We start from the raw sequence: 20,373 nt of genomic DNA, 5'->3' as shown, positions 1-20,373 counted from the left end.
CGGCCCAAGCCTCGCTATGAACGTCGTCTGATGAGAGGCCTGTACAGACTCCTGACGCGGTGGTGGACCGCTTTCGCGCTCGTGGCGTCGCTGGCGCTGCTGGGCTTCGCCCATGCGTCCGAGACAATCTGGGACCTCTCGGCCTGCAACCTCTGCCTCAAGGCGCGAGAGGTCTACTGGGGCGCCGCCGCCGTCGCCCTGATCGCCACCATCTGGCACCTGGTCAGCCGGGGCAGCCGCGGCACGCCGCGCATCGCCGCCTTCCTGCTGGCCGTCATCTTCGCCACCGGCGCCGTCACCTCGGCCTTCCACATGGGGGGCGAGCTGAAGTGGTGGAGCCTGCCCGCCACCTGCATGGGCGGCGGTTCGGTCGATCTGGCCAGCATGGCCTCGCTGGCGCTGGGCAGCGGCCCGATCGAGCGGGTCGCCATGTGCGACGCAGTGACGTGGCGCTTCCTCGGCCTCAGCATGGCAGGATGGAACGCGCTGATCGCCGCCGCATTGGCGGTGTTCAGCCTTCTCGCCGCCAAGAGGCCCAAGGATGCGCGCGCACCCCGATCCTGATCCCGTGACGGAACCCCGTCGCCTTCCCCTGTCGCGCCCCGGCCTCGGCGCGTCGAAGCGCCGCCGGGCCGAGATCCTGCGCGTCGACCACGCGGGCGAATACGCCGCCGTTCACATCTATCGCGCCCAGCGCGCCGTCTTCGAGGGCCGCAGGGGCAAGGACGCCATCGCCGCCGACATGGAGGAGATGCGCGGCCAGGAGCAGGTGCATCTGGAGCGCTTCCAGGCCCTGCTGGCCGCCGAGCGGGTGCGCCCCACGGTGATGACCCCGGTCTGGCGCCTGGCCGCCCTGGCCCTGGGCGCCGGCACCGCCCTGATCAGCGAGAAGGCCGCCCACGCCTGCACGGAAGCCGTGGAAAGCGTGATCGAGGAACACTACGCCGATCAGATCGCCGAGATTCAGGACCGGGATCCGGACCTCGCCGCCGAGCTGACGAAATTCCGCGAGGAAGAGCTGGCCCACCACGATCACGCCGTCGAACACGGCAGCCGTGACGCCCCGGCCTACGCCCTGCTCAGCGCGGTGATCAAGGCGGGCTGCCGGGTGGCGATCAAGGTCTCCGAACGGGTCTGAAGGCCGGCGCGTCAGGCGGGAGGGGGCAGCGCTAGGGCCTGCCGCCCGCCGCCGGATCCCTCACATCAAACGCCAGCAGCAGGGTGCGCTGCTTCTTCGATGTGTTGTCGTCGGACAGCAGATAGAGCCGCGTCCCGCCGTCCCGGGCGACCGCGGCGAGGCCTTCGAAATTGTCGGTCGTTCCCGGGAATTTCAGCGCGATCAGCACCGGGCCCAGCGTGCCGTCGGGCGCCATGCGGCGCACATGGGCGCGGACGTCGGCGGGGGCGCGGAAGGAGCGCTGCAGCACGAACCAGCCCGCCCCGGACGGGTCACGGTCCAGACCGGTGATGCGGAAGTCGGCGTCGGTCAGCGGCGTGGGCGGCGGCGGGGTCACCACCGCGCAAGAGCGGGTGAAACAGTCCCACACCCCGCCGCTCTCGCCCGCCACGCGCAGGCAGGCGACCGTCGCCTCGTCGCAGCGCGCCGCGTGGGTGAGGGCGATGCCCTCCATCCCGTCGTTGTTGGTGAAGGCGAAGTCCGGGCGGGGCAGGACCGCCGGCGTCGTGCGCAGCCGGTCGGCGGAGCCGTAGTTCCAGATGCGGTGGTCCCGCTCGAAGCTGACCAGCACATCCCCCGACGGCGTGATCGCCAGCCCCTCGGCGTCGCCGTCGCGCTTCTCCGTGATCGGCTGTCCGTCCAGCAGGGTCAGGCGGCGGTATTGCAGGCCCGTCACCCCGGTCAGGCGGCCATGGCGGTTCAGGACCAGATCGCCCCGCACCAGATCGCCCGCGTCGCTGACACTGACGAAGCCGTCGCCGTCTCCGGTCAGCTTCAGGTCCGACAGGCTGTGCAGGGGCGAGGTCTCGTCCAGCACGATCTCGACGCCGCCCGCGAACCGCACCCCGTCCGCCAGTGTCGCGCCGAACGGCAGGCCCAGCCCGACGGGCCGCACCCCGGCCGCGCCGACGGTCCAGCCCGGCAGGGGCGCCGCGACCGGCGGCAGGGCGGTGACCGAAGCACAGGCCGTCAGGGCCAGAAGGGCGAGGACGGTCAGGCTGCGGCGCAGGGCGATCATGCGGCTCTCTTGCGGCGTTTCGGATCGGCCTGGGGTTTGGCCTCGAACAGTTCGGCCAGCTTCTCGATCATGGCGCCGCCCAGCTGTTCGACATCGACGATGGTCAGGGCGCGGCGATACCAGCGGGTCACGTCATGGCCGATGCCGATGGCCAGAAGCTCGACCGGCGACTTCGTCTCGATCTGCTCGATGACCTGCCGCAGATGCTTGTCCAGATACAGGGCCGCATTGGCCGACTGGGTCGAGTCATCGACCGGCGAGCCGTCCGAGATGACCATCAGGATCTGCCGCTGCTCGGGCCGGGCCATCAGCCGGTCGTGCGCCCACAGCAGGGCCTCGCCGTCGATGTTCTCCTTCAACAGCCCCTCGCGCATCATCAGGCCGAGGTTCTTCTTGGCCCGGCGCCACGGCGCGTCGGCCGATTTGTAGATGATGTGGCGCAGGTCGTTCAGCCGCCCCGGATTGGCGGGTTTGCCGGCGGTGATCCAGCTTTCGCGCGCCTGTCCGCCCTTCCACGCCCGGGTGGTGAAGCCGAGGATTTCCACCTTCACCCCGCAGCGCTCCAGCGTCCGCGCCAGGATGTCGGCGCAGACGGCCGCCACCATGATCGGACGGCCACGCATGGAGCCCGAGTTGTCCAGCAGCAGGGTCACGACCGTATCCCGGAACGGGCTTTCGCTCTCGGCCTTGAAGCTCAGCGGGCTGGTCGGGTCGGTGATGATCCGGGTCAGGCGGGCGGTGTCCAGCACGCCTTCTTCCAGATCGAAATGCCAGCTGCGGTTCTGCTGGGCCATCAGGCGGCGCTGCAGCTTGTTGGCCAGCCGCGCCACGACCGAGCTCAGCGCCGTCAGCTGGTGATCCAGCAGACCGCGCAGCCGCTCCAGTTCATTGGGGTCGCACAGGTCGGCGGCGTCGATGGTCTCGTCAAAGGCGGTGGTGAAGACTCGATAGGCGTCGATGGCGCGGCCGTCGTCAGCCGTCACCTGCCGGTTCGGGAGGGCGCCTTCGTTCAGGTCAGGCCCGTCCTCGCTCGCCTCGCCGTTCGGATCGCCGGGCGAGCCGTCGGGGCGGGCGTCGCGTTCGTCGCTGGCGGTCTGGTCGTCGGCGGAGCCGTCCATCGACTGGCCCTCGCCGCCCCCGGCGTCGTCCTCGTCTTCCTGATCCTGTTCGTCGGCGGCGTCGGGGTCCTGCGGGTCCGGCTCCTCGTCGCCCGGGTCTTCGGAGACGTCGTCGCCGCGCCCGTCGCCGGGGTCCATGTCCAGCGCCTTCAGCACGTCCTTCAGCCGCTCGCCGAAAGCCGCCTGATCAGCCGCGACCTCGGCCAGGGCGTCCAGCTTGCGGCCCGCCTTGTTCTCCAGCTCGGTCCGCACGAGGTCCAGCAGGGCGCCCGCCCCGTCCGGCGCCCGCTGGCCGGTCAGCCGCTCGCGCACCAGCAGGGCCACGGCCTCGGCCACGGGCACGCGCTCGGCGTCGGTGACGCGCAGGGCGCCCGACTTCTCCAGCCGGGTCAGAAGCGCGGCGTTCATATTGGCGCGCACGCCCGCCAGCGATTGCGAGCCCACGGCCTCGATCCGGGCCTGTTCGACCGCGTCGAACACCTCGGCGGCCTTGCTGTCGACCGGACGCAGCCGGGCGCTGACGCCCGCGTCGTGATTGGCCAGCCGCAGGGCCAGCCGGTCGGCCTGCCCGCGCAGCGTCGCGCTTTCCGGCGCGGCCGGATCGCGCGGCGGGTGCGGCAGGGTCAGGACGCCGTTCGACAGCTTCGGCCCGTCCGAGCCGAACACCACCTCCAGCTCCGACTGCTCGGCCAGGGCGCGGGCGGCGTGCGCGAGGGCGCGTTTGAACAGGTCTGAGGGGGTCTCGGCGGCGGCCATACGGGACACTTAGCCCACCCGGTGCCCAAGGGAAGGGGCGTTATGATCCCGGCAACCGGATCGGGCGGAAAATGCCGGCTGAGTCCCGAGGGAGAATCCATGAAGACCGCCATCCTGAAGGGCGTCTGCCTCCTGGCCATCGCCGGCTGCGAGGCCGAGGCGCCCGCCGCTTCAAGAACCGCCCGGGCCCAGCTCAGCCTGGTCGCTGACCGCGCTGACGCGGTTCTGGGCGGCGACGCCGCCGCCGCGGCGCCCGTCTGCCGCCGCGACGAGCGGGTCATCTACGCCTGCGACTTCGGCAGCCGCCGCGTCGCCGTCTGCGCGACGGACAAGCGGCTGAGCTACCGGTTCGGCGATGCGCGGCGCACGGATCTGGAGATCGATTCCCGGCCCGGCCACATCCGGGCCTTCGCCGGCGGGGTGGTGGGCGGTGGCGGCGGCCACCAGAACCACCTCCGCTTCTCCAACAACGGCTACCAGTACATCGTGCACAGTATGGAGGCGGGCAGCCTCACCGAAAGTCCCGGCCTGCGCGCCTCCGGCGTCGTCGTCCTGCACGGCGAGGGCGACCGCGCGCCGGTCGTTCGCACCCTGGACTGCGCCCGCAACGGTCCGGCCCAGATCATTCCCGGCGATGACCAGCTGCCTGAAGGGGCGTTCGCGCCGGACAGCGAGGCCTACGCGGCCTGGTGGTGACGCCTGAAACGAAAAAGGCCCCGGCGTCTCCGCCGGGGCCTTCTGTTTTCTGCCTGACGGATCAGGCCGCGTTGGCGGCCTTGGCCTTCAGCTTGTCCTGATGCGCCTTGATGCCGATGGCGATCAGCTCGGCGGCCTCACCGGCGTCGCCCCAGCCCTTGACCGTGACCGACTTGCCCTTCTCCAGATCCTTGTAGCGGGTGAAGAAGTGCTCGATCTGCTCGACCAGAATGGCCGGCAGCTGCCGGTAGCTGGCGATGTCGGTGTAGTAGGGGTTCAGCTTGTCGACCGGCACGGCCAGGATCTTTTCGTCGCCGCCGGCTTCATCGACCATCTTCAGCACGCCGATCGGGCGGCAGCGGATGACGCAGCCCGGCACCACCGGGGTCGGGTTCAGCACGATCACGTCGCAGGGATCGCCGTCATCCGACAGGGTGTGCGGGATGAAGCCGTAATTCCCCGGATAGTACATGGCGGTGTGCAGGAAGCGGTCGACGAACAGGGCGCCCGAGGCCTTGTCCATCTCGTACTTCACCGGCAGGCCGCCCTGCGGGATTTCGATGACGACGTTGATGTCCCAGGGCGGGTTCGGGCCGACGGGAATGGCGTCGAGGTTCATGACGGGCTCGTCTATGTTGCAACTGCGAACGGGAAGGCCCGGGGTGATAGGCCTCCATGGCGTCCGAAGCAAGGCGGCGGCGTCCTTAAGACCCGTGGTTTTCTCAGGCCCGGCTTGAGCCCGGCGGCAATGCGCGCGACGATAGACAACCGGCCCCAGGAGCGAAAATGACCCCCCTCGACTATGCGGCGCTCGCTCTCTTCTTCCTGTGCTGGCTGGGTTACGACCCGCTGCTGAAACTGCTGGCCCACCGCACCGGGACGCTGAACGACGACATGACCATCGTCCGCAAGGTGTGGATGACGGCCATGACCCACCGCGAAATCCGGCTGGTCGACAGCCAGTTGATGGGCCATTCGATCAACTCCGCCAGCTTCTTCGCCTCAACCAACCTGCTGCTGATCGCGGCTGTGGGCGGCATCCTGTTCGGCGGCCAGACGGCGCTGGAGGGGTTCGCCTCCGTGGGCGCCGAGGCCGTGCCGACGCGGGTGCTTGAGGCCAAGCTGGCGCTGATCCTGATCTGTCTGGTGCGGGGGTTGCTGGATTTCATCTGGTCCCTGCGCCAGATGAACTACACCCTCGCCCTGATCGGCGCGGCCCCGGAGATCCATACCGAGGCGGACCGCACGGCGCTGGGCGAGGCGGCGACCAACCTGCTCAATCCGGCGCTGGGCGCCTTCAGCCAGGGCGTGCGGGGCTATTACTTCGCGCTGGCGGCCGCCGCGTGGCTGTTCGGGCCGCTGTGGCTGGCGGCCGGCGTGGCTGCGGCGTTTTGTCTGCTCGTCTGGCGGCAGTCGGGATCGCCCGCCGCGCGCGCCATCCGCAGCGCCCGGCGCCTGCTGGAGCCCTGAAATTCGGCGATACGGCCATGCTCGTTCGCAGCCGCGTGTGGTCCGGGTGAATTTTTCCGATGAAACCGGTTACGTTGCGTAGGTGAACCGGAAGGATGCGGTTACATGGCGTGAACGCAGGCGCGAAATACCCGCTTGACCATTTGTGCACTGCACCCTAACTTCATTTTCGACGCCGCGAGGCGTCATGCCCTTCCTGGGCGTTTCCTCCCTATAGACTTTTATGCCGCGCCTTCGGGCGCGGCTTTTTTTATGTCCCGAGGTCTGCTGTCGAAAGCGCGGCGATGACCCGCGCCACGCCCTTTTCGGTGCGCGACCAGCCCGGCCCCGGACAGCGCGCCGCCTCGTCGAAATACAGGGCGCGGTTCAGTTCGATCTGAAGGGCGTGGAAACCCTCCTGGGGTCTGCCCCAGTGCTGGGTCGTCCAGCCGCCCGCATAGGGGTGGTTCAGCGCGACCCGCCAGCCCAGGGCTTCGAACGCCGCGCGCACGGTGCGGGTCAGCGCCGCCGTGCAGGACGAGCCGTGCCGGTCGCCCAGCACCACGTCCGGTCCGCGCGGGCCGCCCGGCGACCGCGTCGCCCGCTCCGGCATGGAGTGCCAGTCGACCAGCACGGCCTGGCCATGCCGCGCGCGCGCGGCCGACATCTGGGTCGCCAAGGCCGTGTGAAAGGGTGTGTGCGCCCGCGCCAGCCGCGCCGTCGCCTCCGCCCGGGTCACTCGTCGGGTGTACAGCGGCCGCCCGTCCCCGCTCAGCCGGGGGATGACGCCATAGCCCGCCGCCGACCGGGGCGAGGCCGGATGGTCCAGCCCCTCGATCAGCTGCGGATCCAGATCCGTCGGGTCGCGGTTCAGATCGACATAGGCCCGGCCGAACCGCGCCAGCACCAGGGTCGCGCCGCGCGCCGGTCCCGCGGCGATCAGCCGGTCGACCATCGCGTCCTCCGCGCTGCGCAGGCTGGCCTCGGTCAGGGCCGGATCGGCGTCCAAATCGTCGGGATACAGGTCCCCGGAGTGGGGCGAGGCGAACACCAGTCGGCCGGGCGCGGCCGGGTGCACGACCGTCACCGCCGCCTGCTCGTCCCGTGTCTCGCCCGTATCCGTCCTGCCCATCCGCGACCGCATAGCCTGTTTCGCCGCTTCATCCACAGAGGCGAGGGGGGACTGCGGCTCGCCCGTACAGCGTTTTTCATGGCGGGTTTACCAGTCCCGGCCTAGCGTCGCGGTTCAATACGACCCGGGGCGGACGACAGAACCTATGGCGCGCATCCTTCTGGCTGAAGACGACAACTCGCTTCGCGGCTTCCTGACCCGTGCGCTGGAGCGCGCCGGCCATGAGGTCGTGGACTGCGAAAACGGCGATGACGCCATCGACGCCCTTGATCAGGGGCCGTGGGACCTGCTGCTGACCGACATCGTCATGCCCGGCGCCGACGGCATCGAGGTGGCCCGCGTCGCTGCCGCCCGTCAGCCCGGCATCCGCATCATGTTCATCACCGGCTTCGCCGCCGTGGCCCTGTCCGCCGCCCAGGCCAGCCCCCAGGCCAAGGTTCTGGCCAAGCCGGTCCACCTGCGCGACCTCGTCGGGGAAGTCGAACGGATGGTCGCCGCCGCCTGAGGCCTGGCCGTCGCGCCGGTCACGATATTGAGCGTGAATCGCCCTTCTTTGGCCCTTGCAGTTCGCGCGGCCCTTGGGTTATAGACCCCTCCTTCCCGTTCCGGACCCGTTCGGAACCGTCTTGGCGGATGCGTAGCTCAGCGGGAGAGCACCTCGTTGACATCGAGGGGGTCACAGGTTCAATCCCTGTCGCGTCCACCATTCCTTTCAGCCGCTTATCTGAAAACGCCCTGCGGGCAGCCGCCGGAATCCCGGCATGGCCGCGGACGCGCTGCTCGCCCACGCGCGAGCCGGCGGACGCTCAGCGCCGCTGATGCACCTCCGCGCCGTCCATGGCGTCGAGCCAGGCGATCAGGTCGGAGATGTCCTTTTCCTCGAGGGTGATCTGGGGCATCGCCGGATGCGCGGTGACAAGGCCCTCCGCCAAGGCTTCCTGGAGATCGGCCACGGGATAGCGTTGAGCCAGTCCCCTGAACGGCGGCGCGGCCGGCATCGGGCTCTCGCCCAACGGGCCGGTCGCATGACAGCCCGCACAACGGGTCTCGGCCAGGACGGCCCCCCTCGCCGCCGATCCCGGCGCGCCCCAGGGGGCGACGCCCGAGCGGGCGCCCGTGGCCGGGTAAGCCGGATCCGTCGGCGCGGCGCAGCCGGCCGCCAGAAATACGAGGCCCAACGCGAGGCCGAAGACGACAGGTCGCATGACGCACTCCTTCCCGTCCATCCTGGCCCGGGGGAGGGGGGCGACGCCTTGATCCGGGTCAATTGCCGATCGGCTCCCGGACGGCGTCGACCGGAGGGCCGGGGATCGCCCCCCCCTCCGGTCCGCCGTGACGGTCCCTTGCGAGGGCTCAGCTGCGGATGAATTCCAGCAGGTCGGCGTTCAGGCGGTCGGCCTCCGTGGTCGCCAGCCCGTGCGGGCTGCCCTCATAGACCTTCAGGATCGAGCCCTTGACGATCTCGTGCGACCGGCGGCCCGAGGCGTCGATCGGGACGATCTGGTCGTCGCTGCCGTGGATGATCAGGGTCGGCTTGTCGAACTTTTCGAGGTCCGGGGTGTAGTCGACCTCCGAGAACTCGTGGATGCAGTCCAGCTGGCCCTTGATGCCGCCCATCATGCCCTGCAGCCAGAAGGCCTCGCGCACGCCTTCCGACACCTTCGCGCCCGGCCGGTTGTAGCCGTAGAAGGGGATGGTCAGGTCCTTGTAGAACTGGCTGCGGTCCGCGGACGTGCCCTGACGGATGCCGTCGAAGACCTCGATCGGCAGGCCGCCCGGATTGGCCTCGGTCTTCACCATCAGCGGCGGCACGGCGCCGATCAGCACGACCTTGGCGACCCGGCTCGAGCCGTGACGGCCGACATAGTGGGTGATCTCGCCGCCGCCGGTCGAGTGGCCGACCAGTACGATGTCCTTCAGGTCCAGCGTCTCGATCAGGACCTGCAGGTCGTCGGCGTACTGGTCCATGTTGTTGCCGTCCCAGGTCTGGTCCGAACGACCGTGGCTGCGGCGGTCATGGGCGATGACGCGATAGCCGTTCGAGCCGAGGAACTGCATCTGGGCGTCCCAGGCGTCCCCGTTCAGGGGCCAGCCGTGGCTGAACAGGACCGGCTGCCCCTTGCCCCAGTCCTTGTAGAAGATCCGGGCGCCGTCATTCGCGGTGATGAAGGCCATTGCAGTCTCTCCTGAGGGTTCGGCGTCGACCGCCGTTCGTGTTTGACGAGAGGATCATCGCCCGGTCCTGATCGGGTGAAAATGGAAACGATTGAAACTCAAGCTTTCCGGAAGTGCGCCTTTAATCCGGCCTCGTTGATCGGGCTCGGCCCGGCGTCGAGGCTTGGCGGGATGGTCTTTGTCATCGGTCAGCCTCGCGGAAAGGCGTGACGATCCCGCCACGCGATCAACGGGACTCGAAGGCACGGCGTAACGACGCGCGGCAGGACAGGGGCTGCGCGGCGGGGAGGCGGTCAGCTTCACCATGAAGACACGGATCACGGGTCGGTGAAAGTTAACGCGGCGATCAAATCCCGTGTCAGGCGAAGTTCATCGGCGGCCCGCCGTATCGCCCGGCCAGAGCGGCCCCGAGAATTTCGCCGCCAGATAGGCCATCAGCGCGGTGACCCGGGCTGGGCGAGGCCCGCCGCCGGGCGCGACCAGATGCAGGGCGATCGGCGGCAGGCTCCAGTCGGTCATCACCGTCTCCAGCTTTCCTTCGGCCAGATCGCGCCAGTAGATGAAGTCCGGCTGGGGCGCGACGCCGAGGCCGGCGCAGAGGGCGAAGGTCAGGGCGTCGGCGTTGTTGGCCCGGAACGGCCCGTGCGGGCGAACCGTCGTCTCCTCGCCCGCTCTGTTCACGAACCGCCACAGCTCGGCGTTCGGCAGATAGGCGTAGCCGAGGCAGGCATGGCGGACGAGGTCCGACGGATGTTCGGGCCGTCCGCGCTGGGCCAGATAGTCGGGCGCCGCCACCAGATGGCGCTGGATCGAGCGCAGCCGCCGCGCTGTCATCGAGGAGTCGGCCAGGGCCGCGATGCGCAGGGCGCAGTCGAAGCCGCCGCCGACCAGATCCACCGTCTCGTCCGACAGGTGCAGGTCGACCGACACATCCGGGTGGGTCGCCAGGAATTCGGGCAGGGCGGGGGCCACATAGGCCATGCCGAACGACATGGGCGCCGCCAGCCGCACCAGCCCGCGCGGCTTGACTGCCTGATCCAGCATCTCGCCCTCGGCCGCCTCGGCCTCGGACAGCATCTGCGCCGCCCGCGCCGCCAGGGTCCGGCCCGCGTCGGTCAGGGAGAACCGGCGCGAGGTCCGGTGCAGCAGGGTGGTCCCCAGTCTCAGCTCCAGCCGGGAGACGGCCTTGGACACCGTCGCCTTGGACAGGGCCAGCGCTTCGGCGGCGCGCGAGAAGGACTGGGTCTCCGCGACCTTGGAGAAGATGGCCAGGGCCTCGAGATCGGGTAGTTTCGACATGCGCGTCCTGCGAAACGATGAGTTTCAGCTGTTTCTATTTCTGATCCGACGCTGATCGCTATCTTGTCGTCAAGCAACAGCGGCCCCGACGGCGGGGCGTGCGGAGACCAAGATCATGATCGAGCTGCGACCGTTCGACAGCCTGGGTGGAGCGAACCACGGCTGGCTCAATGCGAAGCACCACTTCTCCTTCGCCAACTATTACGACCCCAAGCGGATGAGCTGGGGCAACCTGCGCGTCTGGAATGATGACGAGATCGCCGCCGGCACGGGCTTCCCGCCCCACCCGCACTCGGACATGGAAATCATCACCTACGTCCGCGAAGGCGCGATCACCCACGAGGATAGCCTCGGCAACAAGGGCCGCACCGAAGCGGGCGACGTTCAGGTGATGAGCGCCGGCACCGGCATCCGTCACGCCGAATACAACGCCGAGCCGGACCTGACCCGGATCTTCCAGATCTGGATCGAACCGACCCGTCGCGGCGAGAAGCCCTCCTGGGGCTCGCGGCCCTTCCCCAAGGGTGAACGCGCCGGACAGTTCGTGGTCCTGGCCTCTGGCTTCGACGGCGATGGCGACGCCCTGCCGATCCGCACCGACGCCCGCATCGTCGCGGCGACGCTGAAGGCCGGCGAGACCGCCGAATACCCGCTGGGCGCGACCCGTCGCGGCTATCTGGTTCCGGCGATCGGCGCGGTCGAGATCAACGGCGTGAAGGCCAACGCCCGTGACGGCGTGGCCATCTCGGAGGTCGAAACGATCACGGTGAAGGCCCTGTCCGACACCGAAATCGTCTTGGTCGACGCGGCCTAAGCCTTCGGCCGGAGGGCGCGTACTGTTTCCTCCCGAACTGAAAAGGGGCGGTCCCTCCGGACCGCCCCTTTTTTTGTCCGCTGCCGGGGTTCAGCCCCGTGACGGTATCTCCAGCCCGCGCTGCACCGCCGGCCGCGCCAGCCCGCGCTCCAGCCAGGCCGGGACGTTTTTCAGATCCGTCCAGCCGACCAGGTCGCCGGCCTCATAGAAGCCGACCAGATTGCGCACCCAGCCCAGGGTCGCGACATCGGCGATCGAATAGTCGCCCATGATCCAGTCGCGGCCTTCCAGCCGGGTTTCCAGCACGCCCAGCAGGCGTTTCGCCTCGGCCACGTAGCGCTCCAGGGGACGCTTGTCCTCGTAGGCCTTGCCCGCGAATTTGTTGAAGAAGCCGACCTGCCCGAACATCGGGCCGATGGCGGCCATCTGGAACATGACCCACTGCAGGGTCTCGTAGCGCAGCGCCGGATCGGCCGGGATCAACTGGCCGGTCTTCTCGGCCAGATAGACCAGGATGGCGCCCGACTCGAACAGGGCCAGCGGCTGTCCGCCCGGACCGTCCGGATCGATGATCGCCGGAATCTTCCCGTTCGGGTTCAGCGACAGGTATTCAGGACCCCAGGTCTCGTTCTTCGTGATGTCGACCAGATGCGCCTCATAGGGCAGGCCGATCTCCTCCAGCATGATGGAGACCTTCACCCCGTTGGGCGTGTTCAGCGAATACAGCTGCAGTCGGTCGGGATGCGCGGCGGGCCAGCGTCGGGTGATCGGAAAGGCGGAAAGGTCGGCCATGGCGGTGATCCTGTCGGGCGGTCCGCTGGATGTAGGCGCGCCGGTCCGAACCGCAACGGCTCCCGTCCTTCCCGGCCAGGCGTACGTCCAATCCTGACGCACCCGCCTGCTACTGTGCCGGCTGTGGCGTGCACGGGCCCCGGCGCCGATCCGCGCGCGGCGGAGTCAGCGGTTGAAGCGGTTGAAGCGGTTGAAGCGGTCGAAGCGGTCGAAGCGGTCTCATGGGAGTCATGGGACTGTGTTTTTCTGTTCGCGGTCCCGGCTCACTGGACCCGGCGGCCTTAGGGGGGCAATGGAGACGGCATGACATTCCCGACCCCGTCCCCCGCCGAATGGAAGACGCTCGCCGAGAAGGCGCTGAAGGACAAGCCCTTGGAAAGTCTGGTCCATATGGACGCGGACGGTCTGGTGGTGCGTCCCCTCTATGCCGGGGCGACCGGGGTGGAGGCCGTCTCGGCGCCTCGTCCGTCGGACGCCGAAGGCCGGTCGTGGGACCTTCGGACCCTGATCGAGGGCGATGACCCCGCCGCCGTGAACGCCGCCGTTCTGGCCGACCTGCAGGGCGGCGCGGCCTCGGTGGTGCTCGGCGGCGCCGTGCTGGCCGACAGCGAGCCGCTGGGCAGGGCGCTGGACGGCGTCGCCCTGGAGCTGGCGGCGGTCGGGCTGGACGCCGGGCTGGACGGACCCGACGCGGCCAATGCGCTGGCGGTCGTCGCCAAGGGTTCGCCGCGCGCCCAACTGATGTTCCACTTGGACCCGATCTCCGCCTTCGCCGAGGCGGGCGTCGCGCCGCGCCCGATCACTGAACACCTGACGCTGGCGGCCAACACGGCGGCGCGCCACGCCGGCGCCTATCCCGACGCGACCTTCTTCATGGCCTCGGGCCGGGTGGCGCACGAAGCGGGCGGCTCCATCGCCCAGGAACTGGCCTTCGCCGCCGCCAACGCCGTCGCCCTGATCAACGCCGCCGTGGCCGCGGGCATGACCGTCGAGACGGCCCTGAAGGGCACGGTGCTGAGCGTCGCCGTGGATCAGGAGTATTTCGACGGCCTCGCCAAGGTCCGGGCGCTGCGGCTGATGTGGCGCACGATCTCCGCGGCCTTCGGTCACGAGACCCCGGCCCGGATCGAGGCCCGCTCCTCGCGGCGGATGCTGTCGGGCCGCGACCCCTGGCCCAACCTGCTGCGGCTGACGGCGGCGGGCTTCGCTGGCGCGGTCGGCGGGGCGGACGCGGTGCTGCTGGACGGCTTCACGCGCGCGGCGGGGCGTCCCGACGCCTTCGCCCGGCGTCAGGCCCGCAACACCCAGCTGGTGCTGATGGAAGAGGCCAGTCTGGGGCGGGTCGATGATCCGGCGGCGGGCAGCTGGTATCTGGACCATCGCACCCGCGAGCTGGCCGAGGCCGGCTGGGCCGAGTTCCAGGTGATCGAGGCCGAGGGCGGTCTGGTCGAGGCCCTGTCCGGCGACCTGATCCAGTCGCGCATCGCCCGCGCCCGCGAGGTGCTGGAGCGCGCCCTGTCCAGCGGCGGGAAACAGATCGTCGGCGTCACCCAGTTCGTCGACCCCGATCCCCTGCCCACGACCGTCGAAACCGAGACCGCCACGCCCGCGACCGGCGGCGGCGACACCTGCACGCCCCTGACGCCGATGCGTCTGGCCGCATCCTTCGAAGCCGGGGAGGCCGCCCGATGAGCCCGAAATTCTCCACCCTGCCCCTCGACCTGTCGCCCACCGGAACCGGCCCGACCCGTCCGTCGTGGAACACGCCGGAAGGGCTGACCGTCGCCACCGCCTATGACGCCTCGGCGCTGGACGGGCTGGACTTCATCCACGGCCTGCCGGGCATCGCGCCCTATCATCGCGGCCCCTATCCGACGATGTACGCGGGCAATCCGTGGACCATCCGCCAATACGCGGGGTTCTCGACGGCCGAGCAGTCCAACGCCTTCTATCGCCGCAACCTGGCCGCCGGTCAGAAGGGCCTGTCGATCGCCTTCGATCTGGCCACCCACCGCGGCTACGATTCCGACCACCCGCGGGTGAAGGGCGATGTCGGCATGGCGGGCGTCGCCATCGACAGCATCTACGATATGCGGACCCTGTTCGACGGCATCCCGCTGGACCAGATGTCGGTGTCGATGACCATGAACGGCGCCGTCCTGCCGATCCTGGCCCTCTATATCGTGGCGGCGGAGGAGCAGGGCGTGGCCCACAGCGCCCTGACCGGGACCATCCAGAACGACATCCTCAAGGAGTTCATGGTCCGCAACACCTACATCTATCCGCCCGCGCCCTCGATGCGGATCATCGCGGACATCTTCGCCTGGACGGCCGAGCACGCGCCCAAGTTCAACTCCATCTCGATCAGCGGCTACCACATGCAGGAGGCCGGGGCCTCGGCCGACCTGGAGCTGGCCTACACCCTGTCGGACGGCATCGAATATCTGAAGGCCGGGGTCGAGGCGGGCATGGACGTGGACCGGTTCGCGCCGCGCCTGTCCTTCTTCTGGGCCATCGGCATGAACTACTTCATGGAGGTCGCCAAGATGCGCGCCGGCCGCCTGTTGTGGGCCGAGGCCGTGGCGAAGTTCGGGGCGAAGGACGCGCGCTCCCTGTCGTTGCGGGCGCACTGCCAGACCTCCGGCTGGTCGCTGGCGGCGCAGGATGTGTACAACAATGTCTCGCGCACCATGGTCGAGGCCATGGCGGCGGCGGGCGGACAGACCCAGTCGCTGCACACCAATGCGCTGGACGAAGCCCTGGCCCTGCCGACGGACTTCTCGGCCCGTATTGCCCGCAACACCCAGATCCTGCTGCAGCAGGAAACCGGCCTGACGAAGGTCATCGATCCGTGGGGCGGCAGCTTCTACGTCGAGCGCCTGACCCATGAACTGGCCGAACGCGCCCGCGCCCACATGGCCGAGGTCGCGGAACTGGGCGGCATGGCCAAGGCCATCGAGGCCGGCATTCCCAAGCTTCGCATCGAGGAATCGGCGGCCAGGACCCAGGCCCGCATCGACACCGGCCAGCAGACCGTGGTCGGGGTGAACAGCTATTTCAACGACGTCCCCGACGACATCCCGATGCTGAAGGTCGACAACGCCGCCGTTCTGGCCGCCCAGATCGACAAGCTGAAGCGCCTGCGCGCCGAACGGGACGAGGCGGCGACCGAGGCGGCTCTGGGCGCCCTGACACAGGGGGCGCATGGCAAGGCCAACCTGCTGCAACTGGCCGTCGAGGCCGCCCGCGCCAAGGCCACCGTCGGCGAAATCTCCGACGCGCTGGAGGCCGCGTTCGGCCGCCACGTCGCCACCGTGAAGACGGTGTCGGGCGTCTACGCCAGGGAAGCCGGCAAGGACCCGAAATTCGCCCGCGCCCGCGACATGGTCGCCACCTTTGTCGAGAACGACGGCGGGCCGCCGCGCATCCTCATCGCCAAGCTCGGCCAGGACGGCCACGACCGGGGCCAGAAGGTCATCGCCACCGCCTATGGCGACCTCGGCCTCGACGTCACCGCCGGCAGCCTGTTCCAGACCCCGGCCGAGGCGGCGAAGGAGGCGGTGGACAGGAACGTCCACGCCGTCGGCGCCTCATCTCTGGCGGCCGGCCACCTGACGCTGGTGCCCGAGTTGAAGGCCGAGCTGGAAAAGCTGGGCCGGTCCGACATCATGATCGTGGTCGGCGGGGTCATCCCGCCTTCGGACGTGCAGCCCCTGCTCGATATGGGGGCCGCCGCGGTCTATCCCCCGGGATCGGTCATCGCCGAGACGGCTATCGACTTGATCGAAAAGCTGAATCTCCGCCTCGGCTACGCCCAGAAGGCCTGACCTCAGGGGCGATGGCTGGCCGGCAGGGCCGCGACCTCCTCGGCCGTCAGCCTGCGGCTGATCCGGACCCGGCAGACCTCGGCGGGCGAGGTCGAGCCCGGCACGATCACCCGCGCCCAGTCGTCCGTGCACAGGCGCGATCCGCCTGGGCCGCCCATGTCCGGCACAAGGGCCAGGCGGTTGGCGAAGTTCAGGTCCCGGCAGCCCCCGGCGCCGTTCAGCTCGTAGACGTCATTGCGCCCGACCCGCAGGAAGACCTGGTCCGGCCGCCCCTGACGGAAGTTGTTCACCTGCTGGACGCTGAAGCACTGCCGGGCGCGTGACGGCGCGGCGTCGGCGGTCTCGGTTCCGCTGGTCGGGGCGCAGGCGGTCGCCAGCAGGACGACGGCGGAAAGACCCAGACAGGTCAGGACGGGCTTACGCATGGATAGATCCTCACAACAGCCCCCGCCAACCTCAACCGTCTGACGAAGCCGGCGCTGACGCAAGCCCCTTCGGCGCCGTGAACCGGGACGGACTGACCCGCGCCGCCAGATCGCGGCCCAGCGGCGACGGCGCCCCCATGACCATCGCCGCCACATGCTCGGCCAGAAGCGGCGAGGCGCAGAAGCCGCGCGACCCCATCCCGCCCAGCACATACAGGCCGTCCCCCAGCGCGCCCGCAAGCGGCAATCGATCCGGCGTGGTCGCCCTGACGGCGGTGCGGCTGACCATCGGTCCGGCGGCGGCGATCCGCGCCGCCAGTTCCGGCAAGCGGGCCGCCACCGTCGCCAGATTGCGGGCGCTGGCTGCCTCAGAAGACACCGGATCGGTCACGCCCCGGTCGTGGGTCGCGCCGTACAGCAGGCCCTGACCGGTCGGAACCGCGTAACCGCCCCAGGCCACAGGCCCGCCCTCGACGCCCTCGACCACGTCCGCCTGTCCCGCGACGGGCGAGAGGACGGGCTCGCCCATCAGGGCGGCGTTGCCCCAGCCCGCCGCGAGCACGACCCCCTCGGCCTCCATCACGAGACCCCCCGCGGCGTCGAACAGCCGCCATCGGCCGTCCCCGCGTTCGAGGCGGACCACGGTCGCCTGAATCCGGTCTGCTTGGGCCAGCCAGGCCTTCAGCACGGCGGCGGGCCGAACCGCCATGGCGTCGCGCATCAGCAGGCCGCCGGTCTCCACCGGCTCGGCCAGTCGCGCCGTGCAGGCGTCGGCGTCCAGCACCGTCATCGCCCCTTCGGGCCACAGATCCTGCGCGGCCACCTTGGCGTGGCGTCCGGCGTCGCGGGACGCCTGCTCCAGCTGCAGCACGCCTTTCGACAGCACGGCGTCCGGCGCGGCGGCGTAAAGGGTCGCGGCCCGCTCCAGCGCCGAGGCGTACAGGGCGGCGATGCTCCGATCCCCGGCGTCGAGCCGAGGCGTCACCAGCGCGGCGGCGAAGCCGGACGCGCCGGCGCCTGGCCGGTCCGCCTCAATGACCGTGGAGCGCAGGCCGAGGTCGGCGAAGGCGCGCGCCAGGGATGCGCCCGCGATCCCCGCGCCGAGGATCGCCACGGAGGCCGGGGCGGCGTCGGACGCCACGCCGGGCAGGCGGGCTTCCAGCCGCTCGCGCTTGCGGCCATGGCCCGGTCGCTTCTCGACCGTGAAGCCGCGCTCCGCCAGGCCGCGTCGAACCACGCCCGCGACGGTGAAGGTGGCGACCCGCGCGCCGGGCGCCGACCGGGCGGCGACCCCGTCCATCACCGCGTCGGACCACATCCCGGGATTGGTGGAGGGCGCGAACCCGTCCAGGAACCAGGCGTCGGCCTGCCCCGACCATTGCGTGAGGGCGTCCTCGACCTCGCCGATGAACAGATCAAGCGTGGCGTTGAAGCCGGGCAGGTCCATCCGGTGCAGACCCGGCGTCGGCGCGGGCCAGGCCGCCAGCAGGGCCTCGCTCGCCTCCGCGATCTCGGGCCAGTTCGACAGCGCCCGCGCAGCCTCGTCCCGGCTCAGCGGAAAGCCCTCGATGGAGAAGATGTGCAGCCGCCCGCTCGTCGGGCCCTCGGCGCGCCACAGGTCCAGCAGGGCGGCGATGTTCAATCCGGTCCCGAAGCCCAGCTCGGCCACCGTGAACCGTCGCCGGTTGGTCCAGCCCTCCGGCAGGCCGCACCCCGCCAGAAAGACCGCGCGGGTTTCGGACAGTCCGTCCTCGCGCGAGAAATAGACATCGCCGAACCGGCCTGACTGCGGCGCACCGTCGTCGGTCCAGTGCAGCCGGGGCGAGCGGTCGTCGGTCATGCCCCGGACCTACACGGGCTGTCCCACGGCGCAACGAAAAAGGCCGCCCCGGATGGAGCGGCCTTTCCCGAGCGCGGCCCTGGGGCCGTGTCTGTTTCGCTTAGTGCGCGGCGGCCGGAGCAGCCGGGGTTTCGGCAGCCGGGGCGGCCGGGGCCATCGCGCCGTCAGCCGGGGCCATGGCGGCGGCCGTGGCGGCGTCGCCGGCGGCGGCGGTCGCGTCAGCGGCGGCGGCTTCAGCGGTCGCGGCGGCTTCCGTGGCGGTGCCGGCGGCCGCGGTGGCGTCGGCCGAGGCGTCAGCAGCCTTGTCTTCAGCAGCCGGTTGGCAGGCGGCCAGGGCCAGAGCAGCGGCCGAAGCGGCGATCAGAGCAGTGATGCGCATTGTGTTTCATCCTTCAGAAGGTTCACGAGGCGATGAGTCCCCGCGCATCGGAGGCTATTCCGATGATCACGCAGCGCAAGCAAAATTCTCACGGGTTCGTGACCGCCTGTCACGCGGGCGATCGCGGCCGTGCGTCAGACAGGGGGCTGTGTCGCAGGCGTGTCCGGGGACATGCCGGGCTCTTCCGGCAGCGTCGGCGGTGTTTGCGGCGTGCCTGCGGGCTGGCCGGTGGGCGGAACGGTCGCAGGCGGCGGGGCGGCAGGGTCGGGCGTCGTCATGCCGCCCATCGGAGCCTCCGTCGACGGGGCGGGTGCGTCTGCCGGTGCTGACGGGCTCTTGGCGTCGTCCTGACCCGAGCAGGCTCCCAAGCTCAGGGCGGCGGTCGCGGTCAGCAGAATGATGGAGACCTTCATGGCGCGTTCTCCGACGGCCGCGCGACCCCGTTGAGCGGCCGTCATTCCAGTCCGTCGAAAACAAAACCGGCGAGGGGGCGGGGTGTTCCCCCGTCCGTGATCTGTCGTGAGGCCGTGTGAGCGCGGTGTGAAATCAGGCGTCGGTCGGGGCGGCCGACAGGGCCTCTTCCATCTCGGCGAACGACGGCTGGGCCTGCGAGGGGATGTCGCCACGCCCGATCTCGACCGAGATCTGGGCGGCGTTGCCGTGCAGGTGGGCGACCAGCACCGACTGGATGATCTTGTAGTAGGCGCCCTCTTCCTCGACGATCGATTTGAGGCGCGCGGCGATCGGGCCGACCAGGCCATAGGCGAGAAACACGCCCATGAAGGTGCCGACCAGGGCGCCGCCGATCATGCCGCCCAGGACTTCCGGCGGCTCGGTGATCGAACCCATGGTCTTGATCACGCCCAGCACGGCCGCGACGATACCCAGGGCGGGCAGGGCGTCGGCGAGGTTCTGCAACGCCGACGGCGCGGCCAGGGCCTCGTGGTGATGCTTCTCGAGCTGCTTCTCCATCGCGTCCTCGATCTGGTGAGGATCCTCGAGGTTCATCGTCATCATCCGCAGGGTGTCGCAGATGAAGTCGGTGGCGAAATGGTCCTTCAGCACCTTCGGATATTTCTGGAAGATGGTGCTCTCGGCCGGCTTCTCGATGTGACTCTCAAGCGCGATGACGCCCTTGGACTTCATGGTCTTGGTCAGCTGGAACAGCAGCGACAGCAGGTCCTTGTAGTCCTGCTTCTTCCATTTCGGACCGGCGAAGCTCTTGCCCAGCCCGCCGAGCGACGACTTGATCACGGTGATGCTGTTGGAGATCAGGAAGGCGGCGACGCCCGCGCCGCCGATCGCCATCAGCTCGTGAGGCGCGGCGTGCAGGATCACCTCGAACTTGCCGCCCGAGATGGCGTAGCTGCCGAACACGAGGCCGAACAGCAGGACAATGCCGATAATCTGGAACATGGAAGACGGGGAGCCCCAACGCGCGCGAGAGGCCCACCATCGTTGTTAATGATTAACCGG

The 20,373-nt window shown here is 69.7% G+C and carries 21 protein-coding genes and 1 tRNA gene; 9 read left to right on the top strand and 13 right to left on the bottom strand.

Going from position 1 to position 20,373, the window contains the following annotated elements; all coding sequences use genetic code 11:
* Positions 1 to 30 precede the first annotated feature (30 nt).
* Together ACW174_RS04740 and ACW174_RS04735 are read left to right on the top strand one after the other, a co-directional pair.
* Positions 31 to 564, top strand: coding sequence for a disulfide bond formation protein B (locus ACW174_RS04740; protein WP_492016551.1), 534 nt, complete (start codon positions 31 to 33; stop codon positions 562 to 564).
* Entirely contained in the window at positions 542 to 1,138 is a 597-nt protein-coding gene (locus tag ACW174_RS04735; protein WP_492016550.1) for a demethoxyubiquinone hydroxylase family protein, read from the top strand. Before ACW174_RS04740 ends, ACW174_RS04735 begins: the two co-directional genes overlap by 23 nt.
* 31 nt (positions 1,139 to 1,169) lie before the next feature.
* Here the strand turns inward: ACW174_RS04735 and ACW174_RS04730 are convergent, their stop codons facing one another.
* Together ACW174_RS04730 and cobT are read right to left on the bottom strand one after the other, a co-directional pair.
* Positions 1,170 to 2,195, bottom strand: coding sequence for an esterase-like activity of phytase family protein (locus ACW174_RS04730; RefSeq protein ID WP_492016549.1), 1,026 nt, complete (start codon positions 2,193 to 2,195; stop codon positions 1,170 to 1,172).
* A complete protein-coding gene (gene cobT, locus ACW174_RS04725; RefSeq protein ID WP_492017239.1) occupies positions 2,192 to 4,069 on the bottom strand; it encodes a cobaltochelatase subunit CobT in 1,878 nt (625 codons plus the stop codon). The genes ACW174_RS04730 and cobT overlap by 4 nt, the downstream gene beginning before the upstream one ends.
* Positions 4,070 to 4,168: 99 nt before the next feature.
* Between cobT and ACW174_RS04720 the strand changes: the two genes are divergently transcribed.
* The gene (locus ACW174_RS04720) at positions 4,169 to 4,765 is read left to right on the top strand and encodes a hypothetical protein (RefSeq protein ID WP_492016548.1); all 597 of its coding nucleotides are present in this window, start codon (positions 4,169 to 4,171) and stop codon (positions 4,763 to 4,765) included.
* Positions 4,766 to 4,826: 61 nt separating this feature from the next.
* On the opposite strand, the gene ppa is transcribed toward ACW174_RS04720, so the two are convergent.
* The gene (gene ppa / locus ACW174_RS04715) at positions 4,827 to 5,384 is read right to left on the bottom strand and encodes an inorganic diphosphatase (protein ID WP_492016547.1); all 558 of its coding nucleotides are present in this window, start codon (positions 5,382 to 5,384) and stop codon (positions 4,827 to 4,829) included.
* A 167-nt stretch (positions 5,385 to 5,551) separates the two neighbouring features.
* Here ppa and ACW174_RS04710 point away from each other — a divergent pair, with 167 nt between their 5' ends.
* Positions 5,552 to 6,235: a DUF599 domain-containing protein gene (locus ACW174_RS04710; RefSeq protein WP_492016546.1), complete on the top strand. Its 684-nt coding sequence runs from the start codon at positions 5,552 to 5,554 to the stop codon at positions 6,233 to 6,235.
* A 250-nt stretch (positions 6,236 to 6,485) separates the two neighbouring features.
* On the opposite strand, the gene ACW174_RS04705 is transcribed toward ACW174_RS04710, so the two are convergent.
* Positions 6,486 to 7,346 carry an N-formylglutamate amidohydrolase gene (locus tag ACW174_RS04705; protein ID WP_492016545.1) on the bottom strand — a complete coding sequence of 287 codons (861 nt, stop codon included), beginning with the start codon at positions 7,344 to 7,346 and terminating at the stop codon, positions 6,486 to 6,488.
* Positions 7,347 to 7,491: 145 nt separating this feature from the next.
* Between ACW174_RS04705 and cpdR the strand changes: the two genes are divergently transcribed.
* Both cpdR and ACW174_RS04695 read left to right on the top strand, forming a co-directional pair.
* On the top strand, positions 7,492 to 7,851 hold the full coding sequence (gene cpdR / locus ACW174_RS04700; protein WP_492016544.1) for a cell cycle two-component system response regulator CpdR: 360 nt from the start codon (positions 7,492 to 7,494) through the stop codon (positions 7,849 to 7,851).
* A gap of 126 nt (positions 7,852 to 7,977) precedes the next feature.
* Positions 7,978 to 8,052: transfer RNA gene (locus ACW174_RS04695), tRNA-Val, on the top strand.
* Positions 8,053 to 8,152: 100 nt separating this feature from the next.
* Here the strand turns inward: ACW174_RS04695 and ACW174_RS04690 are convergent.
* The 3 genes from ACW174_RS04690 to ACW174_RS04680 form a co-directional block, all read right to left on the bottom strand.
* Complete coding sequence (locus ACW174_RS04690) at positions 8,153 to 8,551, bottom strand: c-type cytochrome (RefSeq protein ID WP_492016543.1); 399 nt, start codon at positions 8,549 to 8,551, stop codon at positions 8,153 to 8,155.
* Between the two features lie 148 nt (positions 8,552 to 8,699).
* Complete coding sequence (locus ACW174_RS04685) at positions 8,700 to 9,521, bottom strand: alpha/beta fold hydrolase (protein ID WP_492016542.1); 822 nt, start codon at positions 9,519 to 9,521, stop codon at positions 8,700 to 8,702.
* Between the two features lie 369 nt (positions 9,522 to 9,890).
* Entirely contained in the window at positions 9,891 to 10,820 is a 930-nt protein-coding gene (locus tag ACW174_RS04680; RefSeq protein ID WP_492016541.1) for a LysR family transcriptional regulator, read from the bottom strand.
* A 115-nt stretch (positions 10,821 to 10,935) separates the two neighbouring features.
* Here ACW174_RS04680 and ACW174_RS04675 point away from each other — a divergent pair, with 115 nt between their 5' ends.
* The gene (locus ACW174_RS04675) at positions 10,936 to 11,634 is read left to right on the top strand and encodes a pirin family protein (RefSeq protein ID WP_492016540.1); all 699 of its coding nucleotides are present in this window, start codon (positions 10,936 to 10,938) and stop codon (positions 11,632 to 11,634) included.
* 90 nt (positions 11,635 to 11,724) lie between these two features.
* Here the strand turns inward: ACW174_RS04675 and ACW174_RS04670 are convergent, their stop codons facing one another.
* Positions 11,725 to 12,426, bottom strand: coding sequence for a glutathione S-transferase N-terminal domain-containing protein (locus ACW174_RS04670; protein WP_492016539.1), 702 nt, complete (start codon positions 12,424 to 12,426; stop codon positions 11,725 to 11,727).
* Between the two features lie 303 nt (positions 12,427 to 12,729).
* Between ACW174_RS04670 and ACW174_RS04665 the strand changes: the two genes are divergently transcribed.
* Together ACW174_RS04665 and scpA are read left to right on the top strand one after the other, a co-directional pair.
* Positions 12,730 to 14,118 (top strand): methylmalonyl-CoA mutase family protein, encoded by a 1,389-nt coding sequence (locus tag ACW174_RS04665; protein WP_492016538.1) that lies wholly within the window; start codon positions 12,730 to 12,732, stop codon positions 14,116 to 14,118.
* The gene (gene scpA, locus ACW174_RS04660) at positions 14,115 to 16,253 is read left to right on the top strand and encodes a methylmalonyl-CoA mutase (protein ID WP_492016537.1); all 2,139 of its coding nucleotides are present in this window, start codon (positions 14,115 to 14,117) and stop codon (positions 16,251 to 16,253) included. Before ACW174_RS04665 ends, scpA begins: the two co-directional genes overlap by 4 nt.
* Positions 16,254 to 16,255: 2 nt before the next feature.
* Here the strand turns inward: scpA and ACW174_RS04655 are convergent, their stop codons facing one another.
* The 5 genes from ACW174_RS04655 to motA form a co-directional block, all read right to left on the bottom strand.
* On the bottom strand, positions 16,256 to 16,678 hold the full coding sequence (locus tag ACW174_RS04655) for a DUF6491 family protein (protein ID WP_492016536.1): 423 nt from the start codon (positions 16,676 to 16,678) through the stop codon (positions 16,256 to 16,258).
* Between the two features lie 31 nt (positions 16,679 to 16,709).
* A complete protein-coding gene (gene mnmC2, locus ACW174_RS04650) occupies positions 16,710 to 18,518 on the bottom strand; it encodes a tRNA (5-methylaminomethyl-2-thiouridine)(34)-methyltransferase MnmC2 (RefSeq protein WP_492016535.1) in 1,809 nt (602 codons plus the stop codon).
* A 100-nt stretch (positions 18,519 to 18,618) separates the two neighbouring features.
* Positions 18,619 to 18,897: a hypothetical protein gene (locus tag ACW174_RS04645; RefSeq protein ID WP_492016534.1), complete on the bottom strand. Its 279-nt coding sequence runs from the start codon at positions 18,895 to 18,897 to the stop codon at positions 18,619 to 18,621.
* 134 nt (positions 18,898 to 19,031) lie between these two features.
* Positions 19,032 to 19,310, bottom strand: a complete 279-nt coding sequence (locus ACW174_RS04640) for a hypothetical protein (RefSeq protein ID WP_492016533.1) — start codon at positions 19,308 to 19,310, stop codon at positions 19,032 to 19,034.
* A 133-nt stretch (positions 19,311 to 19,443) separates the two neighbouring features.
* Positions 19,444 to 20,313, bottom strand: coding sequence for a flagellar motor stator protein MotA (gene motA, locus ACW174_RS04635; RefSeq protein ID WP_492016532.1), 870 nt, complete (start codon positions 20,311 to 20,313; stop codon positions 19,444 to 19,446).
* Between the last annotated feature and the right edge of the window lie 60 nt (positions 20,314 to 20,373).

Source organism: Brevundimonas sp. AVps31 (assembly GCF_058681355.1).
Note: the sequence above shows the minus strand (reverse complement) of the source record. Positions and strands in the feature narration are given on the sequence as shown.